This is a genomic window from Microbacterium terrae (assembly GCF_017831975.1).
Classification (GTDB): domain Bacteria; phylum Actinomycetota; class Actinomycetes; order Actinomycetales; family Microbacteriaceae; genus Microbacterium; species Microbacterium terrae.
The window spans coordinates 758,506-774,474 of record NZ_JAFDSS010000001.1 but is presented as its reverse complement, the minus strand read 5'-3'; the positions used below and the strand labels follow the sequence as shown (position 1 = coordinate 774,474).

The following is a 15,969-nucleotide window of genomic DNA, read 5'->3' as shown; positions in this document are numbered from 1 at the left end:
TGGGACGCGCGAACCGCCGCGCGGGTCTCTGCGAATCGAACGGCCGATCACGGTAAGCAATCCCGCAAGAGGTTCATCCCGACATGTCGAGGATCGATACTCCAGCTTTGCCAGCAAAACTAGGGCGAGGGGTCCACTCAGTGCGCCGACGCCCGTTGACGCCCGCGATCCCGGCGCGGCCCACTGAGGGACTCGCTTGCGTGTAGCGACGTCTGGCCTTGTCAAGTTCATTCAGGCCCATGCGATCGAATCACTCCGCGTCGGCGACGATGACGCGTTCGATCACTCCGGCCGGCGTCGACGCGCGCAATTGCACAATGGGCTCATATCGAGGAGGCATGAAAGTACCATCTGGGGCGTCGGAGTCAGTCCACTCGTACGCAACGACGCGGAGAGTGTTCGTGAGCCTGCCTATCAGCACGGCGAGGCCGAACGGCCCGCGCACCATCAGGTGAACTACCGCGTTCCCGTTCGTCATGGAGAGCTCTCGAATGTGCGCGACGGCTTCTGCGGCGATGGTTCCCCCGTCCGCCGCGTCGAGCAACCCGGTGCGCGTGGGGGCAAGGTGTTGCCAGGCTACGAGTTCGGCGGCGTGCTCCGTGAGGTAATTGTCGAAAGCGGCGTCGCTTCGGGGATGTTGAAGATCGATGTAGGCGGCGACGTCCGGGCGTCCGGGAGCCGGCGCGGTAGACGGGATCGTGGATTCACGAACTATTCGAAGTCGTGGCTCGTCGGGTAGTTGAGGTTCGGTGGAGCTGACCCAGTGGACGCCCCTGCCATCAACAACGGTCATCGGGCCGACTCTGGTGGAGGGTATGGCCGCACCGATCGCGATGGAGACGGACAGGTGCGCGCCGCCTTCGATGCGTACGCCGTTCGCGCCAGCCCGTGTGACCGCGTCTGGGAGGAACTGCGCAGTTTCCGCGAAGTCCTCTAGTCCATGTGCACTTGGAAGCTTCTCGTGCGCGGAGGGGCGGATCCGGATGTCGAGATCAGCGTCGGTGCGGTCATACACCTGCGGCGTGTTTCTGGTCTGGAGCGATAGCCGCAGCTCACCACCGCTCGCGGAAAGTAGCGGCCGGATCGCTGCGATTCGGTGCCACAACATCTGCCGGGCCATCGTCACTAGCCCCAGCCGGCTCGCGCTCTTCTGATCAACGCTCCTGAGCTCAGGGCGCTCCATCCCGAGGACACGATCTGGGGCGTCGTAATCAACGACGCCGGTGGAGGTCTGTATGGCATTCACGATTCCCAACGCGAATTGGGGCGAGGACCGGTGAAGGCGGAGGAGCCGGGGGGCCTCGACTTCTCGGACGACTCGGCTGTCAGCGATTTGCGGGGTGATGATGATCACGGCTCCGGAGATGCCCTCGTCGATGGCCTGTTGCAGGCGGGCGTCAGTATCACCCGGTGGGAGGTCGTCGACGTCCCGCCAGACTGGAATACCAGCCGCACGTAGCAACCAAGTGAGTTCCGCTGCCAGCGCGATTCCGTCCGAGTGGCGATACGAGACGAACACAGGGTCGCGGGGGTTGATGGCGGTGTCGGGCATGTCGTCACTCCTCGTCGTCAAGTACCAGACTCGCAGGCTAGATGAAGCCGGGTGGACGATTCAGGCGGACAGCGTTGTGGTGCCATCTCGCGGGACACGGCGAGGTTAGCTGCCAGGCTCATCGCCTAGATCGAGCGCGCTCATATACGCATCGACGTCGACCGCTGCCACGGCCCCTACCTCTTGTAAGCGGCCGAATAGCCGGACGAGGAAGAACATCAGAGTCATGTCTGGTTCGCTGTACTCGGGTGTATCTGCCGTGTTCTCGTTCCGGCGGTTGAATGCGACTCCTCGCAAAGCGCAGCCGATATCAACCTGGCGAGAACCGCTCAGGCTGAGTACAGCCTGTACAGCAGCCTCGCCTTCCAGGTCCGCCCAGCCGTTGCGCGTCGTAAGGAGGCCTCCAAGAATTGGTATAGGCGGCTTCGGCGGGTATGTCCCAGCCGCGAAGGGCACCTCGACCGAAGTACGGTGCAGTTCGCGAACACTAGCGATCTTGCTCCCGGCGTACTCCATGAACTGCTTGTTCATTTCTTGCTTTACTTCAAAAGCCGCGTACACGGCTTCCGCTGGCACAAACAGATCCCCGTTCGCGGTCCTGGCGAGTAGCGGAGTGTACTGAGCGTCGTAGATCAGCAGGTCAATCTGGTCGCTGATGCCTCCCTGCGAGTCCATCACCTGCCCCTTGGCAATCCCGTACCGTGCAGGCAAGAACTCGCGAAGTACCCGCGCCCAGTTGGCCTCGTAGTCATCGCCAATCGTCGTTCCGTGCCCGGTCAAGTCTGGCACTATCTCCAACGCGGCGAGTAGGTGGTTCTGCTTCGCCAGGAACGCCGTCCGCAATCTGTTGCTATTCGTCATTGTCGATTCCTTCGACAGTTAGAGTGAGCTCTTCTACGTTGCCGGCCGAGTCGGCGTTGAGTGCGTGGCCAGTCCATCCTCGGGCACCCTTTGCCAGTACCAGAAGCGCGATGTCGTGACCTCCGGCGATGGCAAGTCGGCGAGTTGCTAGGACATCGGTAGCGCTTGGGCCAAAGGGCAGAGGATGGGTGTGCCATTCACCGAGGTAGCCAAGGACGCCGGTATCGTCCGCGCGGACGCTGGAGTCGAGAATGCGTTCTGCTGTCATGGCGTCTCGGCGGTATCGGATTCGAGTAGCGCGCGGGTCGGGAACAACACGAATTTCAGTGACATGTGGCCCAGCTTCGGCGTAGTGCCCAAGCAGTAGACCGCCGATCTCACGCGGAAGCGATTGCGCGCCCGCCACCTGCAATGCTCGCCAGGCGGCCCCTGCAAGAGTGAGTTTCTTGGTCATGTGATAACAGGGAACAGCTCGCGTGACTCTCCGCTCGGAGGTACCGGTTCCCCGGCTAGCATCCTGATGGCGAAGCGAGCGCCCATTGCTGCAGTCTCCGCTACAGCGGATGGTGGTGTAGGGCTGACAGGGTCACCGCAGCCCGCCTCCCACGCCATTACCTCGAGGGGCTGGACAATGCTCGCGGGGACGGGATCTGCACCTTCCAGCGGGGGGCAGATGTCAACCCGACCCACTTGCCCGTGCCCGATGACAGCGACGTGCAGGAACGAGCGTTCGGTTACGTCGGCGGCGGCAAGCAAGAGTTGCCAGGTGAGACGATCACCCGTGCAGTCGATTACGAGGTCCTGGTCGCGCAACAGCTGCACCGCATCGCTCAGCCCTCGTACCGAAGAAGCAATCTTGATCGGGTGATCCGGCGTTCGCAGGCTAGCCGTTTCTTTCACTGCGGTCGTCTTCGGGGCGCCTATGAATGCTGGAGAAGCGGCATGACGTGTGAGGTTTCCGGGCAACAAAGTGTCGAAGTCGTGGACAGTAAGGTCGGTTACGCCGCTTCGGTGAAGAAGGTCGGCGAGGTGCGAGCCTATGCTCCCGGCACCGACGACGGATACCTTGCGATCTGCGAGCGCCGCGGCATGCCATCCGGTTCGTCTTTGCTGCGCATGTCGGCGTTCGGCCACGGGGAAGCACCGGCGAATGCCGCCGTCCTTATTGAGTTCGAACCAGAAGCCAATGAAGCCCACAGCCTCGTCACGCGTGTAACGAGCGGCAAACAGAACTGGCCGCCCCGCCTCCAGCATCGCGACGATCAGAGGACCGTTGACCCCTGCTTCCTCTGCTATCTGCTCGGTGAAGACGAACGGCTTCGTCACGCTCCCGAGGTCAATGGCGATCCCGTTGAGGAACTTGTTCGGTCGACTCTGCCGAACTGTCCCCGAGCGTCGTTTCTTCTTGTTACGCGGCGGCGCCGGCATAGGTGGCTCCAATAGCTGAGCCCCCGTAACACTCATCAGACCGTTCTGGTCCGGTGGAGTTGCCTGGAACCAACCTCCGGCTATCTGATCCCAATCGTCGATAACCAACATGGGCGCGAACAAATGGTCGTCGCGGATCTCCAGCCATATGTTGTTGTACGCTTCGAGGTCAAGTTGCGGCATGTCATCGACCCAGCCGGCGTCGGCACGAACTATCCACTCCTCGACCCGCGCGATAAGCCCATCGCCGTCAAGCCACGGCTGATTGCCCTTCGAATGAGCGTCCCAAAGGCACAGGGACCCATCCGGCATCTGATGCCAGTTGATCTGATCAGATCTTTGTGGCAGAACAACACTCGGAGCGGCGAATGGGAAGTCGCTAGCCAGGACTACGATCGCTGATTCGCGATTGTTCCCCACCGTCCCAACCCACTCCCAATCCTCAGGCCGGTCACCACACCGGACGGTCTGGAACCCGGCACGGTTCAGCGCCTCGTCGAAGCTCCGTATCGCCGCTTCGACATACGCGTCCGTACTATCAATCATCCGAACGTGGGCGACTCTCCGCTAGGCAGGCTTCGATGCCCGGCCGACACAACCACCGGGACCTCGAAGACATCGTCACCGTCGCTGTTCTGTCCGAGCAACCGCTTGAACGTCCGGGCGGCATCTTGGTCGTTTTCGGATTCCAAAGCTTCGCGCGCATCGACCGCAGCCTGTTCCCATTTGTCGGCGATGGCGTCGAGCTCCGCTCGGGTTGCCCTAACGTGAAGCTCCTGCTCCGGGATCGCCGGATTCATCAAGCGCGCGACGTCATCAGCATGATCGCGAAGGATAGGCGCCATCTTCTCCAACGCAACTGTGTAATACTCCGCAGTAGAGTTGGGCGAATCGTCCGAGTTCCCGTCCGGGATACTCGCGAATGAGTGGTAGGCAGCGATCTCCACGAAGAAGCCGCCCGGTTTAGCTTCTCCAAGCAGTGCCCGCCGGGTTTGGCGGAGAAGCTTGACCACCGGAACATACTTTTCGTCGTGCGCTTGATTGCGAGCGGTGCTAAGTTCGCTGAACTTGACGGGATGAGTCTTTTCCCACCCACCGTCACGATCTGGAATCTCCCACTCGTCGCCGGCGGCCCGAGCTGGCACAACGTCCACATGCATGTCGAAGTCGGGGAAGTCCACCTTTACCGAACGATCATTCTTCGTGACCCTGTCACCATACTCGTCCGCAAGCAGGCGAGCGAACTTGTCCAGGAGATCCTGCGGGTCTTGATCTTCTGGCAAGCTCGGTAGCTCGCAGAAAACGTCAACATCCTTGACCCGACGAATTGACACTTCGCGCCTGTAAGAGCCGATGAGGACCGAGTGGAGTCCCCACTCCACGAGGTCGGAATGACCATGAAGTACATCACGAACCTCGGCGTGCGCCTCCGCAGCGTGCGCAGCGTCCTCCCCTGGTTCGACTTGTGAGAGCGCATCCTTGAATTGTTTAGTAAGGACGGACATGCCGTTCCCCCCTTCGGCCTGGAAATCTCGGGCATTTTCCCGCAATGCGATGATAAGCGTGGGCGCCGACATCGACGGGAGTAGCCGTTCATCTGCGGCGAGGCGCAGGCGGATCTCGCAGCGCCGGTATGTCTGCCCGAACGCTTCTCACTAAGCGCGGGTCAGCCGGGCGTTTTCGCATCCGCGCCCCGCGCTCTCGGAATCGGTGCACTGACCACCGAGTGTTGGAAGATGAGGGTCGTCGCGAAGGCCAGAGAAGCAGCGTGCGGCCGAACAATCGAGAGCCTTCTATCGCAGTAGGTGAACTCTACATCCCGAGTCCACGCCCCCCGCTCGGCGCCCCAACCACCGGCCCCGTGACCATGGCCGCCTCCCGGTTCCTCGCCGCACGCCGGACTTCGGCCTGTGCCACGCGCACAGCATCCTGCATCGTCAATTCCGGAGTGCCGCGCTGCATCGACTCGGCGAGACACTCGCGCGCCGCGGCATCCGTGCGCGCCACGACGATTGCGACGTTGTGCAGCCGCCCGCGCGTGAGGCCAACGTAGAGTCCCGCGGCATCGACATCCGGCCCGACCACCGAGGCATCGGCGGTGTCGCCCTGCACGCCATGCACGGTGGAGGCGTAGGCGAGCTGCAGGTGCTCGCGCGCGTACTCGGTGGACACACGCGCCACCTCGCCGCTGTCGCTCACGGAGACAAGAGACAGGTACTCGTCGCGGATGCCGCGCACGATCCACTGCGCGCGATTCTCGACCCCCGTGAGCCGGTCGTTGCGACGGGTCTGGACGGTGTCGCCGACGAGGATGCGCTGCTGACCGATTCCCCATGCGGCGACGCGGACGTCGAGCTCGCCCTGATCGACTCGCCGCTGCTGGATGGCGTCGTTGATCGCATCCGCCTCAGCATTCGTGCCAGATACCAGTGTCACCCGCTTGCCGCGTGCGTGCCAGTCGAAGTACGCGTCGATCATCCGCTCGCGCGCCGCGTCGTGATGTTCGACCCGGTCGACGTGACCGCGTTCGGCAAGCTCGCCCGCAACCACCAGAGCGCGCTCGCGATCACCCGCATCCCGGAGGCGCAGTGTGAGCGCGGCGTAGTCGGGATCGCGGAACCGGTGCACCGTGTCGAGCTCCACCGCAGCGTTCGCGTGCCGGATCGCGGAACCCATCGCACCCGCATGCCCGACCGGCAACGCCTGATGCGTGTCACCCACGAACGCCAGCCCGACACCCTGCTCGATCGCGAGCTCGACGAGGACGTTCGCCGTCTGCAGGTCGACCATGCCGGCTTCGTCGACGACGATCCGATCGCGAGAACGCAGTACGTACTGTGATGGTCCGCCATACACGGCGGCCGTGCTGGGATCGACTTCTCCCACTCGAAGCCTGTTCCACACCTTCGCGCCGGCCCTGTCGGTGCCCCATCGGTAGCCATGGTCCAAAAGCAAGGCATGAATACTGGATGCCGCGGCCCCGACCTCGCGAGACGCCACCGATGCCGCCTTCCGTGTGGGGGCAACGACGAGCATCCGTCGCCGTTGCGACGTGAGTGCCGCGAACGCCGCGCGCAGCATCGTCGTCTTCCCCGTGCCGGCGGGGCCGGTCACCGTCACGAGCCCGTCCGTGCCGGCGATGGCGCACGCTGCAACCCGTTGCGACGCATCCAGTGCGGACGGATCCTCGTGCGGTGCGAACCGGTGCAACTCGCCCGGCAGCAGGGAGCGCCCCGGTCGGGCGAGCACGTCCAAGCGGCCCGCGAGACGCACCTTGGCGCGCACGGTCTCGGTCGCCATGAACGCCTTGACGTGCGCCGGCGGTTCCGCAACGAGCTGGTAGACGGAACGCGTGGCGCGCTCCGTGATCTCGGCGATCACGTCATCGAGCCGGTCGCGCTCCGCAACGACGCCCGTGCGCGAGAGCGCGCGAATTGCGCCCGCACGGATGTCGAAGCTGCTGAACCTCCCGCCGCAGGATGCGGACCGCTCATCCGCGTCGACGACCGCCTGTGCCGCGAGCAGATCCAGGTCGACGACACGCAGGTCTGTCGCAGCAACTGGAATGGGTGCGCGCGGAGTGGTCAGAGTCAGATCGATCGCTGCGATCTCGTCGCGGACGCGCGCCTCCCAAGACGCCTCATCGAGATCGGCCGGCTTGTTCGGACGCGACACCGCCCACGCGCGGCGATCGATCTGCTGCAGCACCTCCACGCTCGGCACCGATCCTCCGTGCGCTATCGACCACTCCGCGACCAGGCGCGCGCGGTTGCCCTCTATTTGAGCCGACCGACGTGAGACGGGTCGGACGGCGCCAGCGAGCTCGGCGATCTCGCCCGTATCGTCGAGCGTGTATCCGTGCCGGGCGAGCGCGGCGATCCAGGCGGGATCCGTGCACGCGGCAAGCTCGCCCTCGGCGTTGACCACGGTGTGCAGCTTCATAGCGACGCGTGAGTCGAGGTTCGACCACTTGCCGTCCGCGCCGAGCACCTTGATGTTCAGCCAGAGGTGACGGTGGATGTGGGGGTCGAGCGCGCGCGAGCGCCGATGCTGCAGCTCGACGACCTCAATGCGGGTGATCTCCTCGCGGACGAGCCCGCCGTGCCCGCGCCGCGCGTTGAGTTCCGTCTGCCACGTAAGCAGAATGCGTTCACGCAGCCGGTCCTGGAGCGCTTCGAACTCGGTGGCAAGTTCGGGATGCAGCAGCGCGGCGATGCTGTACGACTTCGGGTGGTTGAGCGTCCCGTCAAGCAGCAGATCGGCGTCGGGGCTCAGCCGCTGATGGCCTCGCTCTTCCCCGGTGACCGGGTCGTGTCCGGTGAGCCAGACACGAAGGCCGCCGGCGGTGAGCTCGTCGGAGGTGATGACGCCGTTCTCGACAATGGATCGCGAGACGGTCGAACCCGATGTGACACTGTACGCTTCGAGCGCGTTGACGCCGGGGGAGTGCTGGAGGTGAGCATCGCAGGTGCCCTCGAGCGCGTACGAGATCGCTTGTCGAACCCCTCGGGATTCGACACCTCGCTTCCATCGCTCGAGGCCTCCTCGCATGCCGTCAGGATAGGGTGCGTTTTGACCATTATCCAGGGATTTTTCTGACGTGCAGGCACGTGTAGGGGATCGTCTCTAAAGGGCGCCCGTCACCGTTGGTGCCTGCGTGCATTGCTTCGAGGCTCTCGCAAATTTGTCTTCGTGTTCGTCTTCGCCTCCTCGTCCCTTGTCGATGCGATCGGCGCCGCCCTGACTCGTCGAATGAGGCAAGATCAGTGTCGATTTTGCATGATCGTGTCGCGCGCAAAGCGGTCCCCACCTGTGGTGCACTGCGTGGCCTGCGAGCGTTACCCGGCGTGTGCGACAACGGACGCCGCCAGATCCCCGGTCAGCTTGCGAAGCTTCGCGCGACCTTCCCTCAATTCGGCGCACATGCCGAGGAGGTGCCGGACTCGATCGACGATCCGCCGCTGTTCTTCGAGCGGGGGCACCGGCAGAGGTAGCCGTTCAAGCTTGTCCTTTGTGAAGTGCTGAAGACCGACTCCCCCGTGTGCGTCACCAATCAGCACATCCAGGCGGCTATTAATTGCGAGGCAGATGAAGTCGCGGTAGTCCTCAAAGAGGGTGCACTTGAAGATGTGCTGATTCAGGACCCCTGGGGGTCCATCCCACACGAATGCCCCGAACGACGTACCGGGGGTGCCAGACCAACTGATGAGCAGATCTCCGGGCTCCACTCGGTGGCCGGGAGCAACCTCCCCTTTGAAGTGATTAAACGGGGCTTTTGTGTTGTTGAGGTTCTGAATCCGGATAATCGGGAGTCCGTCCGACGACCACTCGGTGGGCTTGAAGGCGCGCCCATTGACGGTGTGGATCAAATCGACCGCTCGACTCCATTCCCATCCGTGGGGCGCCTTATAGGGAACGTCTGCGTCCTGAAGAGCGGAATAGGTCTTCGTACGGCGCCTTCCACCGGCCGCGTCGAGGAATCGCTCCCTTTCGGATTTCACGCGCGCGAGTAGTTCGCGCGCAGGCTCATCGGAATGGGCGCGTTCGGTTAGTGAGCCTCGCATTGCGAGATCCAGGATCAATGCCTGAAGCTTGTCCAAACCCGCGTCGGACTCCATCATCGGGGCGAAAGCGGACCTAAAGGTCCCCGGCGGCAGGCTGGCGTTGGATGCTGCGCCAGCCAGTTCCTCGCGAAGTGAGTCCCGAAGCTCCGCAAAGCCCCTCTCGGCGATTTGAAGATCATCGAGGAGTTCGGCGGGGTCGCGATGCGAAGGATCGACATCGTTCGGGTTGTCTACGTCAAGATTCCAGTTGTTCTCTCGAATCTGCTCGATCGAGACCTTCCATGCGACCTGCGACTCCACACGGTCATGCCACCAGGCCTTCTCCGCCTCAAACTCCTCGAGCCGGATGGGCTTGGTCTTCGAGTAATTCTTGTACCCGGCGGGGTACTGATGCTCGTAGTACCAGATCTCCTTCGTGGGTTCACCCTTGGTGAAGAAGAGCAGGTTGGTGGCGATCCCGGTGTAAGGATTGAAGACACCCTTGGGGAGACGGACGATCGTGTGTAGGTTGCAGTCAGTGAGGAGCTTTTCCTTGATGCGAGCTTTCACACCATCGCCGAACAGCGTGCCATCTGGAAGCACGACCGCAGCACGTCCTCCTGTCTTTAGACGGTGTTGGATCAGGATGAGAAAGAGGTCGGCGGTCTCGCGCGTTCGGTAGGCCTGCGGGAAGTTGTTCTCGACGCCCGGCTCCTCTATCCCGCCGAATGGCGGGTTGGTGAGTATGACATCGACGCGATCCTTGCTGGTGTAGTCCCGCAGTGGGCGCGCGAGTGTGTTGTCGTGGTCAATGTTGGTGGGCACGTCAATGCCGTGGAGCAGCATGTTTGTCGTGCACAGCAGGTGGGGAAGTTGCTTCTTCTCGACGCCGCGGATCGACGACTGGAGGATCTGTTCGTCGTCGGGTGTCCTCACGTGGTTCGCGCGCACGTGTTCGATCGCCCCGGTGAGGAAGCCGCCTGTGCCGCAGGCCGGGTCGAGGACGCTCTCACCGAGATTTGGCGAGACGATGTCGATCATGAATTGGGTCACGGCGCGAGGAGTGTAATATTCACCGCTGTTTCCGGCGCTTTGGAGACCCTTGAGGATCTGCTCGTAGATGTCGCCGAACAGGTGCCGGTCCTCGGAGCGGTTGAAATCGATCTCGTTGATCTTGTTCACGACTTGGCGGATCAGGGTGCCGTTCTTCATGTAGTTGAAGGCGTCTTGGAAGACATTGCCGATCACATTTGAGCGACCCGTCGTCGAGGTCTCCGCAAACTGCTTGAGGGTTGGGAACAGGTTGTTGTTGACAAAGCCGACTAGCGCGTCGCCGGTGATCCCCTCCTTCGGAGCGGCCCATGTGCGCCAGCGTAGGTCGCTCGGGATCGGTGAACGGTAGTCGGAGTCCAGCAGCTCGGCTTCGGCCTCGCGGTCGTCGAAGATCTTGAGGAAGAACATCCAGGCGAGTTGACCGATGCGTTGCGCGTCACCGTCGATGCCAGCGTCCTGCCGCATAACGTCTTGGATTGACTTCACAACGGCACTGATACTGCTCACGCGATCTCCCTAGGAGGCCGTCGAGTAAAGCTGGTGCTCCAGTTCCTCGACGGCCGAATTGAATCCTGCCCTGCCCCCGAACTCGACCACGATCTCCATCGGAGTGCCGATGTCGATGAACGGGCGAATCTTCAGGACACTCGCGTCGTGGTCGGGCTCGAAGCCTTCGTCAGCGTACTTGTCTAGCAGGGCCTTCAGCGTCGCCTGCGCCTTGGAGGAGTACTTTGCCCAGTAGCCCGTTGCCAGGACGTTGTCCGCGCGTTGGCGGCGAGTCAGCACGGGCTGGTCGAATGCGACGTGGCACACCAGGTCGAACGGGCTGAAATCCCTGCCGACCTCTTCGGCGAGAGCTTCGAAGAACACGCCCTGCTCCTGAAGCTCGGCGACGATCGCTTGCTTGCTATTGGCCTGGCTCCAGCGGTTTAGGAACGCGCCCAATGTGGGGTAGGAATCCTTGATGCGCTTGCGGGTGTAGTCGGTGAGACTCTCGGTGATGAGCTTGCCGTCCGGTCCCATGTACTGAACGCGCTCCGCCATGAGCGTGACAGGCACGTCGCCGACGACGTACTTGATGCGCCGGCCTGGTGTGTCGATCGGTGGATCGGTGGCCGGCAGATCTTGCGAGCCCCGAGGGTCGGCTGGGTCAACCTCCTCCGGCGGCACCAGTGGCTCTCCCGGCCCTGGCGTATAGACGACTACAGGGTCGCCGTCGAAGTCCGGGTCGGCGAAGAGCTCCGTCGCCTTGCGGAAGTCCATGATCGTGAAGTAGAACTTCCCGTGCTCCTCGTTGATGCGGGTGCCACGGCCGATGATCTGCTTGAATTTGGTCATCGACGCGATCGACTGGTCGAGCACGATGAGTTTGCAGGTCTGGGCGTCGACGCCGGTAGACATGAGTTCGCTCGTCGTTGCGATCACGGGGTAGAGCGATTCAGGGTCGATGAAGTTGTCTAGTTCGGCCTTACCCTCGGCGTCGTCGCCGGTGATCCTCATGACGTACTTGCGGTTCTTGGCGACGAGGTCGCTGTTCTCGTTCGCAAGTGCGGACCGCATCCGCTCGGCGTGGTCGACGTCCTGACAGAAGACGATTGTCTTCGCGAACCGGTCGCCGGATTCGTTGAGGTACTGCGTGACCTTCTTCGCAACGAGTCGTGTACGTTGCTCCAGGACCAAGTTGCGGTCGAAATCCCTCTGGTTGTAGACGCGATCCTCGATGACCTCGCCATGTTTGTCGGTCTGGCCATCCTCCGGTCGCCAACCCTGGAGGTCCTTATCAAGGTCGATGCGGACGACCTTGTAGGGAGCGAGATAGCCGTCGTCAATGCCCTGCTTCAGGGAGTATGTGAACACTGGCTCCCCGAAGTATGTGATGTTCGAGGTATCAGTCGTTTCCTTCGGAGTCGCGGTGAGGCCCACTTGAACGGCGCCCGAAAAGTAGTCGAGCACCTCTCGCCATTGCGCGTTCTCCCGGGCGCTGCCGCGGTGACACTCGTCGACCACGATTAGGTCGAAGAAATCTGGCGAGAACTTCCGATAGATATTCTGCGCATCTTCGGTGCCAGTGATCGCCTGGTAGATCGCGAGGAAGATCTCGAAGGAGGGATCGGCGGTGCGGTTCGTGATCTTCGTCATCGCCGTGCCGAACGGCTTGAAGTCGTTGACCCGCGTCTGATCGACGAGGATGTTGCGGTCGGCTAAGAAGAGAACTCGCTTGGCGCGGTGAGACTTCCACAGCCGCCAGATGATCTGGAAAGCGGTAAAGGTCTTACCCGTACCGGTGGCCATGACGAGCAAGGCGCGGCGCTGCCCGCGCGCGACTGCCTCGACAGTGCGGTTCACGGCTTGAAGCTGGTAATAGCGCAGCTCCTTGCCGTGAAAATAGTAGTCCTGTTCGATGACTTTCGTCGCGGCAGCATCGGGTGCCACGTCCTTCCAATCGAGCCATCTCCGGTGCAACTCCTCGGGTGAGGGGAATTCATCGAGGGTCAATTCTCGCTCGATCTCGCCCGCCGTTACCGTTCGATCGTGGAAAACGAAGCCGTCCCCGTTCGAACTGAAGATGAACGGAACGTCGAGGCAGTCGGCGTATCCCTGTGCCTGTTGCATGCCAGCGCCAATGCTGTGGTTGTTATCCTTCGCCTCGACTACCGCCAGCGGGAGACCCGGCTTGAGGAACAGCACGTAATCGGCCGACTTGGGTGCCTGGCGAGTGTGCAGTTTGCCTCGCACCATAATCCGGCCCGGGGCGATCGTGTATTCCTCGCGGACCTGATTCTTGTTCGGATCCCAGCCAGCGCGCACGATGGCTGGCGTGATGTACCGAGTACGGATCTCGGTCTCCTTCAGCGCCTTCTTGTCGATCTCACCCATGGCTCGCGCCCTCCTTGGCGCAAGCGTATCGGGCGGGTCGATCCGTGTAGTTGCTGTGGGCTTCCCCGCCCCAGGGCCTCACGGGAGCCTGGACCGCACCGAATCAGGCAGCAGGTGAACGTCCGACGCCCCGGGCGGAGAGGGAGCTGTGTCCGCAGCGATGACTCAGTGTCGATCGGCGATGGCCTCACTCGGCTGCGGCAGGCTGACCGCTGTGACGCTCTGGGGCTAGCGAGCTCGGCTCGGCGGATCCCCCCCCCCCCCCCCATCAACAAGGCAAGCGGGGTCCGGAGCTGTCTTCTGCGGAGTGGGGCACGCGTGGAGGCAGCAGGCCGAGGTGTCGGCGCTACCTTGTGGTCGCTTCGCTTCCACGCTTGAGCGCTCGGATCAGTTGGTGAGGAGTTGAGCGGCCTCGAACGCACGGTAGACGGTTGCGCGGCTGACCTTGAGGGTGGCTGCGATGTCGGAGGGGGTGAACCCGGACTCGCGGAGGCTCCAGACCTGGAGTCATCGAGGACGCGGGGCCGGCCGGTCTGCTTGCCTCGTGCCCTGGCAGCCTCACGGGCTGCGTCGGCGCGCTCCCGAATTTGGGCTCGTTCGTATTCTGCGAGTGAGGCGAAGATGCCTGCGAGCATCTTGCCGAGCGGCTGGGAGAAGTCGACACCCTCGCGGAGTGAGCGGAGGAGGACTCCGCGCTGCTGCAACTCCTCAATGATGAGAATGACGTGAGTCATGGAGCGACCCAGATGGTCGAGCGCTACGACAGTGATTACATCACCCTCTCGGGCGTACTCCAGGATTGCCTTGAGTCCCGGGCGGTCGGGGCGGGCTCCTGGCATCACGTCCTCGAAGATCGGGGTTACTCCCGCGACTTCGAGCGCGTCGCGCTGCTGGTCGGTGGTCTGCTTACTCGTGCTTACCTGCACGTAGCCGATGTGTTGTCCTCGCATGTCCAATTTTAGACACGGAGGCCCCAGGCGCAAGAGAGTAAACCCCAGGTGAGAGATACTTTGTGGAGCGTGCTTTGAGGACGGTCGATACTACTCGAATCGGCGTTGGACGGGCATGGGGGACTGTCTCAAAAGCAAGCAAATGGACGCTGGCCAGGAGTCTCACTGCCAGAATGTGGACCATGCGCCTCGGGGACACAAACGACCTGCTAGAAGACATCGTCCAGGCACTGGAGGACCCACTCGCGACGGACTGGATCACCGCTGGCGCAGCCGCCCTCACTCTCATCGTGGCCGTGGTCGCACTTGGGTACGCGATTCGGCAAGTGGGAGAGGCGAAGAAAGCTCGTGAGCAGACGCGCGAGCTTGAGACGGCGCGATCCCAGCCCTATGTCGTGGCATACATGGAGCCGAGCGCGGTGAACAACCTTGCCATCGATTTTGTGATCAAGAACTACGGTCAGACCGCGGCCATGGAGGTCAAGTTCTCGGTCGATCCAACGATGACGACGTCCAACGGAGACGAAGTCCGCGTTCCCGCGGTGATTCCGCTGCTGGCTCCTGGTCAGGAGTGGCGAGTCTCCTGGGACGTCACCGCCGCCCGACTGAGATCAGGGAAGCCCGACGTCCACAAGGGAAGGGTCAGGTTCAAGGGACTTGAAGACAAGGCCTTCAGCTCGGAGGTCGTTCTCGACTGGTCTATCTACAAGTCGCGGAGATGGTTCGATTCCTACGGCGTACACGCTGGCGCGCAGGCACTCCGTGAGATCCGCAGCCTGATGGCAAAGTGGACTGAGAGTCCGAGTGGGCCGCTCAGCGTCATCGTGCGAGATGGCGACGCGATGGACGCCGGGAGCGGACCGAAATCTAGCGAGTCCGACGGGATCGAGCCGCAGCAAGTCGAGTATCTCGCTGACATGCTTGAGCACGGTTACGCCGAGGTAGAGTCCACGGCACGCACCGAAGCACCGCCCACGACTGGAGACCAGCGGTAGTGCGCCGACTGGGGCTTGGTGGGCCGCGCCCTCTCCCAAAGGAGTTAGAGGCCGGGGTGATGCAGCACTGACGGAGCTCCATCTGAGGCGCAGGCACCACCCTGCGCCTACAAAGCGGCGGGCTGTGCCCTCCCGCAGTTCTGTCACTCAGCGATGCCGGCTGCTGAGTGACGGGCTTTTCTAGGGCCGACCCGGCGACGATGGCCGCGAGGACTCGGAGAGGCATTACGGCGTAGGAGCCTTCAACGTCGTAACCGGGGCGAGCCATGATCGAAACCGGCCACTCGCTGGCCTCGATCTGAGCCTTCTCGGATACGTTGCGGAGGGTGGCAGCGATGTCCTCGGGCCGAGATATGCGAATGTGGATGAACCAGGGCTCAAGTCCGACGGTGCTGGCAGCCGTCGCAGGGGAGCCAGTGAGGTCAGTGAACATCGAGTCGCGGTCGTTGGGGTCGGCGACACAGAACCCCTGGCGCAGGAGATAGATGAGCACGCGACGCTTGAACCTCCCCGTAGTTTGCTGTGACCTTGTTGCCAGGCGGCGGCCTGCCGTACTTGGCGCGGACGGCTGTGATCTTCGTGGCGCGGGCCTCGTCGTCTGGCTCTGCGTGAGCGTTGACCAATGCGCTGCGATCGCGTCTGCTTCCTCAAGCGAGCCGGGCTCGACCCGAGGCGGGTTGGAAGGCCAGAGGCCGCGCCCGAACCGGACT

Annotated in this window: 9 protein-coding genes and 2 pseudogenes; 1 reads left to right on the top strand and 10 read right to left on the bottom strand. The window is 62.7% G+C overall.

The annotated features are described in order from the left end of the window. Positions 1 to 250 precede the first annotated feature (250 nt). From JOD63_RS03545 to JOD63_RS18335, 10 genes and pseudogenes are all read right to left on the bottom strand, one after another. Positions 251 to 1,552 (bottom strand): SAVED domain-containing protein, encoded by a 1,302-nt coding sequence (locus tag JOD63_RS03545; protein WP_045274410.1) that lies wholly within the window; start codon positions 1,550 to 1,552, stop codon positions 251 to 253. A gap of 105 nt (positions 1,553 to 1,657) precedes the next feature. Next, a complete protein-coding gene (locus JOD63_RS03540) occupies positions 1,658 to 2,413 on the bottom strand; it encodes a DUF6602 domain-containing protein (protein ID WP_052682315.1) in 756 nt (251 codons plus the stop codon). Next, on the bottom strand, positions 2,403 to 2,867 hold the full coding sequence (locus JOD63_RS03535) for a Mov34/MPN/PAD-1 family protein (RefSeq protein WP_084613333.1): 465 nt from the start codon (positions 2,865 to 2,867) through the stop codon (positions 2,403 to 2,405). The genes JOD63_RS03540 and JOD63_RS03535 overlap by 11 nt, the downstream gene beginning before the upstream one ends. Then, a complete protein-coding gene (locus JOD63_RS03530) occupies positions 2,864 to 4,387 on the bottom strand; it encodes a ThiF family adenylyltransferase (protein WP_084613334.1) in 1,524 nt (507 codons plus the stop codon). Before JOD63_RS03530 ends, JOD63_RS03535 begins: the two co-directional genes overlap by 4 nt. Next, positions 4,384 to 5,418, bottom strand: coding sequence for a nucleotidyltransferase domain-containing protein (locus tag JOD63_RS03525; protein WP_211088039.1), 1,035 nt, complete (start codon positions 5,416 to 5,418; stop codon positions 4,384 to 4,386). The genes JOD63_RS03530 and JOD63_RS03525 overlap by 4 nt, the downstream gene beginning before the upstream one ends. 235 nt (positions 5,419 to 5,653) lie before the next feature. Next, positions 5,654 to 8,392 (bottom strand): AAA family ATPase, encoded by a 2,739-nt coding sequence (locus JOD63_RS03520; protein WP_045274411.1) that lies wholly within the window; start codon positions 8,390 to 8,392, stop codon positions 5,654 to 5,656. 287 nt (positions 8,393 to 8,679) lie between these two features. Then, positions 8,680 to 10,944 carry an N-6 DNA methylase gene (locus JOD63_RS18165; RefSeq protein WP_084613335.1) on the bottom strand — a complete coding sequence of 755 codons (2,265 nt, stop codon included), beginning with the start codon at positions 10,942 to 10,944 and terminating at the stop codon, positions 8,680 to 8,682. A 9-nt stretch (positions 10,945 to 10,953) separates the two neighbouring features. Next, entirely contained in the window at positions 10,954 to 13,314 is a 2,361-nt protein-coding gene (hsdR, locus tag JOD63_RS03510; RefSeq protein WP_211088038.1) for an EcoAI/FtnUII family type I restriction enzme subunit R, read from the bottom strand. Positions 13,315 to 13,701: 387 nt separating this feature from the next. Then, positions 13,702 to 13,806, bottom strand: a pseudogene (locus JOD63_RS18340) (helix-turn-helix domain-containing protein); the annotation flags it as partial. Positions 13,807 to 13,862: 56 nt separating this feature from the next. Next, positions 13,863 to 14,264: pseudogene (locus JOD63_RS18335) on the bottom strand (recombinase family protein); the annotation flags it as partial. A 182-nt stretch (positions 14,265 to 14,446) separates the two neighbouring features. Between JOD63_RS18335 and JOD63_RS03500 the strand changes: the two are divergent. Continuing rightward, positions 14,447 to 15,259, top strand: a complete 813-nt coding sequence (locus JOD63_RS03500; protein WP_157003904.1) for a hypothetical protein — start codon at positions 14,447 to 14,449, stop codon at positions 15,257 to 15,259. The last annotated feature ends 710 nt before the right edge of the window (positions 15,260 to 15,969 follow it).

What these genes read in the sequence shown, in the direction of transcription:
- JOD63_RS03545 (WP_045274410.1), bottom strand. Translation starts at nt 1,552, where the DNA reads ATGCCCGACACCGCCATCAACCCCCGCGACCCTGTGTTCGTCTCGTAT.
- JOD63_RS03540 (WP_052682315.1), bottom strand. Translation starts at nt 2,413, where the DNA reads ATGACGAATAGCAACAGATTGCGGACGGCGTTCCTGGCGAAGCAGAAC.
- JOD63_RS03535 (WP_084613333.1), bottom strand. Translation starts at nt 2,867, where the DNA reads ATGACCAAGAAACTCACTCTTGCAGGGGCCGCCTGGCGAGCATTGCAG.
- JOD63_RS03530 (WP_084613334.1), bottom strand. Translation starts at nt 4,387, where the DNA reads ATGATTGATAGTACGGACGCGTATGTCGAAGCGGCGATACGGAGCTTC.
- JOD63_RS03525 (WP_211088039.1), bottom strand. Translation starts at nt 5,418, where the DNA reads ATGTCGGCGCCCACGCTTATCATCGCATTGCGGGAAAATGCCCGAGAT.
- JOD63_RS03520 (WP_045274411.1), bottom strand. Translation starts at nt 8,392, where the DNA reads ATGCGAGGAGGCCTCGAGCGATGGAAGCGAGGTGTCGAATCCCGAGGG.
- hsdR (WP_211088038.1), bottom strand. Translation starts at nt 13,314, where the DNA reads ATGGGTGAGATCGACAAGAAGGCGCTGAAGGAGACCGAGATCCGTACT.
- JOD63_RS03500 (WP_157003904.1), top strand. Translation starts at nt 14,447, where the DNA reads ATGCGCCTCGGGGACACAAACGACCTGCTAGAAGACATCGTCCAGGCA.